The following is a 7,147-nucleotide window of genomic DNA, read 5'->3' as shown; positions in this document are numbered from 1 at the left end:
CCTAGCTCCGTCACCTTCACAGCGCGCCCGGAGCCGACTCGCCGCACCCACTGCTCGTCCAGTGCGGTGGCGCACAGGGCCGCGCCCAGCGATCCGGCGAGATGGTGCCGGCGCTCCGTCCAGTCCAGGCAAGCCCGTACGAGGGGCCGCCGGGATCCCGGAGGCTGCCGGTAGCCCAGCGCGCCGGCCAGCCAAGCCCGCCCTTCCAGGGTGACAGCGAGCCCGGAGCCGGTGGCGACCAGGCCCCGGACGACCATGGCGTCGGCCAAGGCCACGCCCAGTCGCCCCGCCAAGTGGTCATAGCAGGTGCGGGCACGTGCCTCGGCGCTGAGCCGCACCGACTCGCGCAGGCTCCGTGCCCGAGGGGCGTCCGGGGCGTACGAGGAGAGGGCTTCGACCAGAGCCGCCGCCTCCGGGCCGGACAGCCGGACGTAGCGGTGCCGGCCCTGGCGTTCCTCGGTCAGGACCCCACCCGCGATGAGCCGCGACAGGTGCTCGCTTGCGGTGGAGGGCCGCACCCCGGCGTGCCGGGCGAGCTCGCCCGCCGTCCAGGCGCGGCCGTCGAGAAGAGCCTGGCAGAAGACGGCCCTGGTGCGGTCGGCGAACAGGCCGGCGGTCTCGGCGAGTGAGGACATGAGGCCATGGTGACGCAAGGACGGTTCGGAGGGTGCCGAACTGTTCCGGCTCTAGGTTCGGGGACGTGACGCCTACGACGCATCGCTTCGACCATTATGACGACATTGCTGCGGCGGCAGCCCACCCGGCGCTCGTCCCGGAACTGCCGGCTGCGGAAGGGGGTCCGGCCGGGATCGACGTCGCGTGGTTGCGCGCCACCGTGGCCCGGTTCAGCTCCGGTGCGTCGCACCGGCGACGGCGGGCCCTGGTGGAGGCCGAACTGGCGCGGCTGGACCCCGCCGAACTGCGGCGGGCGGTCGCGGCCCGGCCTGAGGGAGAGGTCCGGACACGGGTGGTGCGCACCCTTGCCGAGGCACTGGGCATGCCGGAGCCCGGGGCGGTCGCGGAGGCGGTGACCGTCGTCGCGGGAGCCTATTTCGGAGGTGCAGACGCGGCCGCGGACGAAGCGGTGGCCCGGTTGGTCGCGTCCTTGGTGCCGGCGTCGGCGGACGAAGGCGCCCTGGAGGCCGCCGCGGCCCGTATCGGACTACTGGTGCAGGCCTGCGCCGCGACGGCCGCGCTGGTGGAGGCGGCGGCCGCGGCCGGCAGCGACGTACCGGTGGCCCGGGTGCTCCGGCAGGCCCCGCCGGTACCGGCCATGCGCCGGGTCGCTGCCTGTGCCACCCGTGTCGGCGGCCGCGAGATCGCCGAGGGGGACAGGGTGCTCCTCGACCTCTCGGCGGCCAACCGGGTGCACCCGGTGCCCCTCGCCTTCGGCGCACCGCCGAGGGCCTGCCCCGGCCGGCCGCACGCCCTCGCCCTGGCCGACGGCCTGCTCCGCCGCCCGCGTACCGCCTTCGCCGCATTGCACGACCAGGAGGCGCCGCTGCTGCTGCCCAACGCCTGGGACTGTGCCTCAGCGGCTGTTCTGGCGGCGCAGGGTTTCCCGGCGATCGGCACCACGAGCCTCGGCGTCGCCGCGGCCGCGGGCCTGCCGGACGGGGCGGCGGCGACGGCGGAGGAGACTTTGGCGCTGGCCCGCCGACTCAAAGGTGGCTCCTTTCTGTTCACCGTGGACATCGAAGGGGGCTTCAGCGACGACCCGCAGGCAGTGGCCGAGCTGGCCGCGAGGCTGCATGAGGCGGGCGCCGCGGGGATCAACCTCGAGGACGGGCGCGCGGACGGCACCCTCGCTCCGGTGGGAGCGCACGCCGCGAAGATCGCTGCGGTCAAGGTCGCCGTGCCCCCTTTGTTCGTGAACGCTCGCACCGACACCCACTGGCTCGGGTGCCGGCTGGAGGAGACCGGGACCCGGCTCGCGGAGTACGAACAGGCCGGCGCGGACGGGGCTTTCGTGCCAGGACTGTCCGCCCCGGACGGGATCGCCTCCCTGGTGGCGACCCTTACCGTCCCGTTGAACATCCTCTACACGCCGAACGGACCCACCGTCACTGAACTGGCCGCGCTGGGCGTCCGGAGGATCAGCCTCGGCTCTCTTCTCTACCGCACGGCCCTGGCGGCGGCCGCGGCCACCGCGAGCGCTGTCCGCGACGGCCGTCAGGTGGAACCCGCGCCCCTCTCCTATGCGCAGGTGCAGGCGCTGGGGGCGTCTGCGGGGGCGCCGCGGCCATCGCGTGACGCATCTGCAGGGTGATGCCGGGCGCATCGCCAGAATCCGTCGACGCCTCAGGAGGACGGCCGGTCCGGTTCCGCCGCGCCCGTGCGCCACGGCTCGCAGAGCGCGGCCGTGGCGGCGAGCACGGCCGCCGCCAGCAACCAGCCCCCCACGACGTCCGAGGGCCAGTGCACGCCGAGATAGACGCGGGTGAAGCCGACACCGGCGACCGACACAAAGGCGACGGCACAGGCCGCCACGCACCAGAGGGAGCGGGCCGGCCGGCGGAGCAGCAGCAGCCACAGCAGCGCGCCGCAGACGAGCGCGGCCGTCGTTGCGTGGCCCGAGGGGAAGGCCGGCAAGGAGGCCGAGTCGACGGGGTCGGGCCAGCGCGGGCGTTGCCGGCCGACGAGGACCTTGGCGGCCGCCTGCAGCACCCAGCCGACGGCGCCGGCCAGCACCAGCCACAGGGCCTGCCGGTTCTCGCGCCGTACCACCAGCCACACGACGGCCGCGAGCAGCACCAGACGCATCGTCACCGGATCCCACACCCAGTCGGTCAGGACTCGGTTGAGCCGGGTCCAGCCCGGGTGCCGCACCGCGACGGAGTGCAGCTCCACCGCGATGCCGCGGTCGGCGGCGAGCAGTGGCCCCCAGTGCGCCGCGACGAGCCCGAGCAGCAGCAGGAAGGCGGCGGAGGCCGCCGCGCACTGGCTCAGGCACGTCTGGCGCAGGGTCCGGTCGGTGTCGTCCCGGACGTCGGCCGGCGCGGGAGGAGCGTCCATGGAGCCGAGGCTACGTGAGAGCCCCGATCCCCGGGCCGAATGCCACGAGCAGTGGCACGACCGGGATCAGCAGCGCGCACGCGGAGAGATGGGCGCGCCCGAGCCGGGTGAGGCGCGGCGCCGGGTCCAGCAGCCGGCTGACGCGGACGGGCACCTGCGCGTCCGGCGTCGGGCAGGGGCCGAACACGCCGCGGTGCTCGTTGAGTTCGACCAGGGCCAGAGCTGTGGTGAGCCGCCCGAAGCGACGCGAGGCGATATCGTCGGCGGCCAGTTCGACGAGCCGGTGCACCTGGTCGCGGAACCCGGCGAAGACCCGCACCTGCGGGAAGCCCGCGGCCAGCGCGCCCGCACAGTGCAGCAGGACGTCGTGCCTGGCCCGCGCGTGGCCCTGTTCGTGGGCGAGGACGGAGTCGAGCCGGCGCCCCTTCAGGCGGCGCAGTGCCGCCGTGGTGACGACCAGTTGCGGCCGGGGGCCGGTCAGCCACCAGACGTCCGGGCGCTCGCTCTCCAGGACGACCAGCCGCTCTTCCGGGGTGGCGGCCTCTCCTGGCAGCCGCGGCGAGCGGGCGCGCAGTTCCGCGCGGCGGGCCCGCTGCCGGGCGCGGGCCCCGCGGATCTCACGGGCGAGCATGGCGGCCGTCCAGGCGCCGCCACAGGCCAGCGCAATTGCCAGGTAAGGCGCCCAGGGCCCGTATCCGTGCAGTTCGTACGCCTCGACGACGCCATGGGGGGCGAAGGCGAACAGCCCCTCGCGCAGCGACGTCCACGTGGCGGAGGCGCTGAGGGCCATGGCCAGGAACAGGCACAGCAGGACCGCGCCGACCACGCACTGCCACACCCACAGGGCCAGTACCGGTTCCCGCTCGGGCCAGACGGCTCGGATGAGCAGGCGCGGTGCCGTGGCGGCCGCCGCCGCACCGAGCAGGAGCAGCACGAGCGGGACGGTCATGCCGCCAGACTATGAGGGCGTCGTCGCGCACGGGTACGGTACTCGGCCGGAAAGTGACGCGCCTCACTGCGATCACCCGGCGAGGAGCTCACCGCGATCACAAGGTGAGCAGCATGGCGAACATCCCTATCGCCATGGACACGCGGCACGCCGAGGCCAGTTCGGGCGCGTGCCCCACCGGCACGCCGCCCCCGGCGGCCGCCGTGCCGGCCGCCGCCACGGTGGCGGGGACCGAGACCAGGCGCACGCCCGCCGCGAGGACGTAGACCGCGAAGTACACCAGCAGCAGCCCGGTCGCCGCGGGCGACCCGGCCGGCGTGTGGCCGGCATGCGCCGCGCCGGCGGCGCCCGCGGCACCCGCCTCGGCCATGGCCACCGCCATGTAGACCATCGCCCCCGCGCCCACCGCGTGGTGCAGGTGGTGCGCGCCGTGCCGGGCCAGCAGAAGCGCGCGCACCGCGGCCACGCCGAAGACCAGGCCGAAAGCCGCCGAGACCCACAGCGGCGGGGCGAGAACCGACACCGGCACCGCCATCACGGCCATGCCCAGCCCCATCAGCGCCTCAGCGCGCGCCACCCGCCGCACGTCGGGCCCGGTGCCGGGGCAGCCGCGCCGGGTGCGGAACAGGCAGTACGCACCCGTGGCGGCGCCGAGCACCACGAGCAGCCAGGCCACCAGCGGCGGTCCGTGCATGAGCGGCCCTCCTTCGGCTCCTGCCCGGAGGATGCCCGTACCCGGCGGCGCACACTCCAGCGCACGGGCGTACCGGGGGAGCGCGGCGGGCGGCGCCCGGTTCAGCCGCGACCCCGCTGGGTGACGGCAACGCAGACCAGGACCGCCAGCGCGGCGGGCGCGGTCAGCGCGCCCAGATCCTCGCCGAGCAGCGCGGCCGCCCAGACCAGCGTCAGCAGCGGCTGGGCGAGCTGCAGCTGGCTGGCCCGCGCGACGCCGATGGCGGCCATGCCCCGGTACCAGACCATCAGCCCGAGGAACTGGGACACGACCGAGACCCAGAGCAGGCCGGCCACCGCGCTGCCGCCGAGGTGCGCGGGCTCCAGCGCGAGCGCCACCCCCGCGGCGGGCACCGTCAGGGGCAGCGCGCCGACCAGCGCCCAGCCGATGACTTGCCAGCTCGGCATGACCGAGGCCAGCCGTCCGCCCTCGACGTATCCCGCCGCGCAGACCAGCAGCGACGCGAAGAGGAAGAGGTCGCCCGTGGTCACGCCGCCGCCTCCCTGCCACACGGCGAAGCCCACCACGATCGCCCCGCCCGCGACGGCCGCCGACCAGAACGTCCTGGACGGGCGCGTCCCGACGCGCACGGCGGCGGACACGGCGGTGACCAGCGGCAGCGCGCCCACGACGACCGCGGCGTGCGAGGTGTCGGTGGTGCGCAGCGCCAGGGTGGTCAGCAGGGGGAATCCTAGGACGACGCCGAGCGCCACGACCGCGAGCCCGGCCCAGTGACGGCGATCGGGCCGCGGCGCCCGCGCCAGTGCGAGGCACAGGGCCGCCACCACCGCCGCCAGTACGGCCCGGACAGTGGTGGCGGTCCAGGGGCCGAAGCCCGTGAGCGCCCAATGCGTCGCGGGAAACGTCAGGGAGAAGGCGGCGACGCCGAGCCCGGCGAGCGCGGTGCCTGCCCCACGGCTGCCGGCCGCTATCGGCTGAACGACGGTAGCGCTATTATTTGCTGTCATGAATGACGGTAGCAGCTCCGAGAATCTCGCGGAATCTCTGCGGCACGAGCTTCACCGCTACTCGCCCGGTGAGAAGCTGCCGTCGAGCCGTGACCTCGTCGAGCGCTTCGGCGTCAGCCCCGTCACGGTCACCCGGGCCCTGGCGGCGCTCGCCGCCGAGGGCCTGGTCGTCACCCGTCCCGGCGCCGGCTCCTACCGTGCCCGTCGCACACCCGGCGACTCCCGCGCCGTGGACACCTCCTGGCAGCAGGTCGCGCTCACCGCCGAGGAGCAGTACGGCGAACCCGCGCCCAGGGTCGTCGACGCCTCCGGAGTGATCGCCAGCCTCGCTGTCCCCCCGCCCGGGGTCATCGCGTTCAACGGCGGCTATCTGCACGACTCGCTCCAGCCCGGGCGCGCACTCGGCGCCGCGCTCGCCCGGGCCGCCCACCGCCCCGGCGCGTGGGACATGCCTCCGCCGGAGGGGCTGACGGCGCTGCGGGCCTGGTTCGCCCGCGAGACGGGCGGCCCGGGCGGCGCCCTCGGCCCCGCCAACGTGCTGATCACCGCGGGGGGCCAGGCCGCGCTCACCACCGCCCTGCGCGCGCTCGCCCCGCCCGGTTCGCCGGTGCTCGTCGAGTCGCCGACGTACCCCGGCGCCATGGCCGTCGCCCGCGCCGCCGGGCTGCGTCCCGTCCCCGTCCCCATGGACGACGACGGCGTGCGCCCCGACCTGCTCGCCGACGCCTTCGCCGCCACCGGCGCCCGGGTCTTCTTCTGTCAGCCGCTCTTCCAGAACCCCACGGGCGCCGTCCTCGCCGCCGACCGCCGCCGCCGCATCACCGAGATCACCCACGCTTCCGGCGCCTTCCTCGTCGAGGACGACTTCGCCCGGCGACTCGGCCACGGCGCCGAGCCACCGGCACCACTGGTCGTGGACGACCCCTACGGCACGGTCGTCCACGTCACCTCGCTGACCAAACCCACCTCGCCCAGTCTGCGCGTCGGCGCGCTCGTCGCCCGGGGCCCGGTCATGGAGCGGCTGCGCGCCATCCAGATCGTCGACAGCTTCTTCGTGCCGCGCCCGCTCCAGGAGGCCACCCTCGAACTCGTCGGCGCCCCCGCCTGGCCACGCCATCTGCGGGCCGTCCGCGCGGGCCTGGCCGGCCGCCGTGACGCGATGCTGACCTCCCTCCACCGCGACGTGCCGGGGCTCGCGTCCGCCCTGCGCGCCCCCACCGGGGGCTATCAGCTGTGGCTCCGGCTCCCGGACGGCACGGACGAGTCCGCCCTGGCCGCTGCCTCGCTGCGGGCGGGTGTCGCCGTCGCCCCCGGCCGCCCCTACTTCGCCGCGGAGGCGCCGGCCCCCTATGTGCGCCTCAGCTTCGCGGACACCAGCGGGACCGAGGAGATCGCCGAGGGCGTCCGCCGGTTCGCGGCGGCCTGCGCCGAGACCGGGGTGGACGGGGTGGGCTGATGACCGGCGGCGGTCGTCCCGCGGCG

The 7,147-nt window shown here is 75.5% G+C and carries 7 protein-coding genes; 2 read left to right on the top strand and 5 right to left on the bottom strand.

The window, feature by feature from the left end; translation table 11 throughout:
• A partial coding sequence (locus AC3ET4_RS14415) for an ArsR/SmtB family transcription factor (protein ID WP_431949142.1) occupies positions 1-635 on the bottom strand: 635 nt, incomplete at its 3' end.
• Between the two features lie 65 nt (positions 636-700).
• Here AC3ET4_RS14415 and AC3ET4_RS14410 point away from each other — a divergent pair.
• A complete protein-coding gene (locus AC3ET4_RS14410; RefSeq protein WP_431949141.1) occupies positions 701-2,269 on the top strand; it encodes an isocitrate lyase/phosphoenolpyruvate mutase family protein in 1,569 nt (522 codons plus the stop codon).
• A gap of 32 nt (positions 2,270-2,301) precedes the next feature.
• On the opposite strand, the gene AC3ET4_RS14405 is transcribed toward AC3ET4_RS14410, so the two are convergent.
• The 4 genes from AC3ET4_RS14405 to AC3ET4_RS14390 form a co-directional block, all read right to left on the bottom strand.
• Positions 2,302-3,015, bottom strand: coding sequence for a phosphatase PAP2 family protein (locus AC3ET4_RS14405; protein ID WP_431949140.1), 714 nt, complete (start codon positions 3,013-3,015; stop codon positions 2,302-2,304).
• A gap of 10 nt (positions 3,016-3,025) precedes the next feature.
• A complete protein-coding gene (locus AC3ET4_RS14400; protein ID WP_431949139.1) occupies positions 3,026-3,964 on the bottom strand; it encodes a M56 family metallopeptidase in 939 nt (312 codons plus the stop codon).
• 97 nt (positions 3,965-4,061) lie between these two features.
• The gene (locus AC3ET4_RS14395) at positions 4,062-4,658 is read right to left on the bottom strand and encodes a DUF5134 domain-containing protein (RefSeq protein ID WP_431949138.1); all 597 of its coding nucleotides are present in this window, start codon (positions 4,656-4,658) and stop codon (positions 4,062-4,064) included.
• A 101-nt stretch (positions 4,659-4,759) separates the two neighbouring features.
• Entirely contained in the window at positions 4,760-5,665 is a 906-nt protein-coding gene (locus tag AC3ET4_RS14390) for a DMT family transporter (protein WP_431949137.1), read from the bottom strand.
• Between AC3ET4_RS14390 and AC3ET4_RS14385 the strand changes: the two genes are divergently transcribed.
• A complete protein-coding gene (locus tag AC3ET4_RS14385; protein ID WP_431949136.1) occupies positions 5,664-7,121 on the top strand; it encodes an aminotransferase-like domain-containing protein in 1,458 nt (485 codons plus the stop codon). The genes AC3ET4_RS14390 and AC3ET4_RS14385 overlap by 2 nt on opposite strands.
• Positions 7,122-7,147: the final 26 nt, after the last annotated feature.

The sequence above is a fragment of the Actinacidiphila sp. bgisy167 genome, assembly GCF_057707665.1.
The sequence above is the reverse complement of the archived record's forward strand: the minus strand, read 5'-3'. Positions and strand labels throughout refer to the sequence as shown.

Coding starts and splice junctions, on each gene's coding strand:
- AC3ET4_RS14405 (WP_431949140.1), bottom strand. CDS start 3,015: ATGGACGCTCCTCCCGCGCCGGCCGACGTCCGGGACGACACCGACCGG.
- AC3ET4_RS14400 (WP_431949139.1), bottom strand. CDS start 3,964: ATGACCGTCCCGCTCGTGCTGCTCCTGCTCGGTGCGGCGGCGGCCGCC.
- AC3ET4_RS14395 (WP_431949138.1), bottom strand. CDS start 4,658: ATGCACGGACCGCCGCTGGTGGCCTGGCTGCTCGTGGTGCTCGGCGCC.
- AC3ET4_RS14385 (WP_431949136.1), top strand. CDS start 5,664: ATGAATGACGGTAGCAGCTCCGAGAATCTCGCGGAATCTCTGCGGCAC.
- AC3ET4_RS14390 (WP_431949137.1), bottom strand. CDS start 5,665: ATGACAGCAAATAATAGCGCTACCGTCGTTCAGCCGATAGCGGCCGGC.